The 2373-nt window shown below is 64.4% G+C and carries 5 protein-coding genes; 2 read left to right on the top strand and 3 right to left on the bottom strand.

Annotated elements, in window-relative coordinates:
• The coding region (locus tag MOV75_RS34790) for a hypothetical protein (RefSeq protein WP_247007604.1) at positions 1-600 on the bottom strand (600 nt) is incomplete at its 3' end.
• Between the two features lie 128 nt (positions 601-728).
• Here MOV75_RS34790 and MOV75_RS34795 point away from each other — a divergent pair.
• Positions 729-1295 (top strand): SET domain-containing protein, encoded by a 567-nt coding sequence (locus MOV75_RS34795; RefSeq protein WP_246931367.1) that lies wholly within the window; start codon positions 729-731, stop codon positions 1293-1295.
• Positions 1296-1445: 150 nt separating this feature from the next.
• Here the strand turns inward: MOV75_RS34795 and MOV75_RS34800 are convergent, their stop codons facing one another.
• Both MOV75_RS34800 and MOV75_RS34805 read right to left on the bottom strand, forming a co-directional pair.
• Positions 1446-1844, bottom strand: coding sequence for a hypothetical protein (locus tag MOV75_RS34800; RefSeq protein ID WP_246931368.1), 399 nt, complete (start codon positions 1842-1844; stop codon positions 1446-1448).
• Positions 1845-1881: 37 nt separating this feature from the next.
• Positions 1882-2112 (bottom strand): hypothetical protein, encoded by a 231-nt coding sequence (locus MOV75_RS34805; RefSeq protein WP_246931369.1) that lies wholly within the window; start codon positions 2110-2112, stop codon positions 1882-1884.
• Between the two features lie 101 nt (positions 2113-2213).
• On the opposite strand from MOV75_RS34805, the gene MOV75_RS34810 reads away from it, so the two are divergent.
• Positions 2214-2373, top strand: a 160-nt coding sequence (locus MOV75_RS34810; RefSeq protein ID WP_247007605.1) for a helix-turn-helix domain-containing protein, incomplete at its 3' end; no start/stop codon positions are given.

Genomic DNA, 2373 nt, shown 5'->3' on the forward strand with positions numbered 1-2373 from the left:
GATGATCTTCACCTCGTCCTTGCCGCACGTGAAGCCGCGCGCGATATCGTCGGCGGCCCTGCGTGCAAGCTCATTGGCGGTGGGGTTGGCGACCGCATCGACATAGGCAACGTGGCAGACCGGCCCCGGCGGCAGCCGGGTCACGACCAGCATGGCCTTGGTGTTGGGCCGCCCCTGCTTGTCGGGATCGCTGTTGTCGGCGATGTGCCAGCGCTGGATGATCGCGAACGGCTTTCCGCCCGCGGCGCGCCATTCGATCGTGGTCTCGGATGAATTGAACGGGGCGAACCAGACCTTGGCCGCAGGTTCCTCGACCGCTTCTTTGCGACTGCGGCCGACCGAGACGATTTCGCGAAGATCGTCCTCGGCAATCAGCACCAGGAGGCCGTTCTTGCCCGGACAGACGCGCGTCGTGCTGCCGTCGAACTCGCTGGGCTTGCCGATCTGGCGGCAGTTCTTTGGCGCCGTCGAGGTGTAGCTGCTGCCCACGGATTGGGCGTCGACGCTGTTCAGGCCGATGCAACTCATCAACGCAGCGAGGCCAATGCGGGTGATGTGGCTCATCATGAGGGCTTTGATGGTACGGGAACTCCGTACCATCAGACGTCTTCATTGTGGGCAAGGTTCAAACAGGGCCGGGATATACCTGACAGCGGCGCGGAATCGTTCTAGAAGAGCGGCTTCGCTTGGGCTCTTCCAGCCTCGTTCGCGTCCTCGTTTACTTGATCATGCCAGCCACATCGTCGAACAAACCCTATCGCGTCGGCCGCTCCAAGACCGGACTCGGCCTCTTCGCCACCAAGCCGATCAAGAAGGGCACCCGGATCGTCCGCTATTTCGGACCGATCCTGGATTCGCGGATCCCGGCACATGACGAGATCGAGAACAAATACCTGTTCGAGCTCAACGGGCGCTGGACCATCGACGGCTCGGTGCGCAAGAACCTCGCCCGCTACATCAACCATTCCTGCCGGCCCAACGCCGAGTCCGACGTCCGCCCACGCGAGCGCAAGGTGTTCATCCGCGCCATCAGGAACATCGAGCCGGGCGACGAGATCAACTACGATTACGGCACCGACTATTTCAAAGCCTATCTGAAGCCGATCGGCTGCAAGTGCGACTCCTGCGAGAAGAAGCGCAAGAAGCTGCGCGCCGAGGCGCGGGCCGAACGTACCAAGGTGAAGGCGCGTACCGAAGGCAAGGCCAAGAAGGCAGGCGCCAAGAGTGCCAGCAAGGCCGCCAAGAAGAAGCTCAACGGCCACGCTGTTGGCAGGAAGAACGGCGCGCGGGCATAGCCTCCGCTCTCGTGCCCCGGACGCAGCGCAGCGCTTCTTCGGCGGTGCGCTGCAGAGCCGGGGCCCATCCCAGCGCGATTCGTACAATCTGGGTCCCGGCTCTGCGCCGCAACGCCAAAAGCGTTGCAGCGCGTCCGGGAGACGAGAGGCTCACGCCGCCACCACACTCCCACTTCTGCGCAATCCCAAATATTGCAGCTCGGCGAACACGCCGGTCGCAATGGCCTGCGCCACGACCATCAGCTCGCCAGCGAGGTTCGGCGACACTGCGCCAGACAGCAGCAGCGCGATACTGCCGGCCGTCCATGCGGCGTTGCCGACGATAACGAGGAGCACGAGCGGCTTCGGCACCGCGGCGCGCGAAGCGAGCCAGCCGACCAGCGCGGTATAGGCGATCAGGAACAGGCCGGTCTCGCGCAGCAGCGCCTCAGGCAGGTTGAACAGCGCAGCGAACGCGCTCGCGCCGAAGGTGAAGCCGAGCGCGGCGACGCCGCTGAAGATGGCGTCGGCGAGCAGGGCGCGGCGCAGGAAAGTGGATGCGTCGATCATCGTAGGTCTCCTTGCTTGGGTTGGGCTCGGGTGGAAATCAATGCAATCCGCGCCACCAGGCGCGGAGCAGGCGGGCGAGGCGGAACGGACAGAGGCTCCTGCCGACGCCGTGCTCGAAGGCGATGACCTGCGCGACCACATAATCGCCGGTCGAATGCACGAGTGGCTCCGGCATGTTGAGGCTGCGCGCCAGGATCCGGGTTGCGAATGCCATGGCCCAGGGCAAGACGTGGTCTGCGACGGTCCGATAGAGCAGCAGCGCGATCATGGTCATCTCCTGTTGCAACCGAAGATGCGCCGCCGCGCGGCCCAATTCGATTACCTCGCGGGTAATGGAAGGGCCGAAATCCGCATGATAGGTTTCTGGTCATGAACGCACATGCATCTACGGCCCAGGCCGAACGCAGCCAGCCGATCCATATCGGCGACCATTTGCGCGAATGGCGGCAGCGCCGCCGCATGAGCCAGCTCGATCTCGCCGGCGAGGCCGAGATCTCGGCGCGGCACCTGAGCTTCGTCGAGACCGGCC

It is taken from the genome of Bradyrhizobium sp. PRIMUS42 (assembly GCF_023006515.1).
In the GTDB taxonomy this organism is placed as follows: Bacteria; Pseudomonadota; Alphaproteobacteria; order Rhizobiales; family Xanthobacteraceae; genus Bradyrhizobium.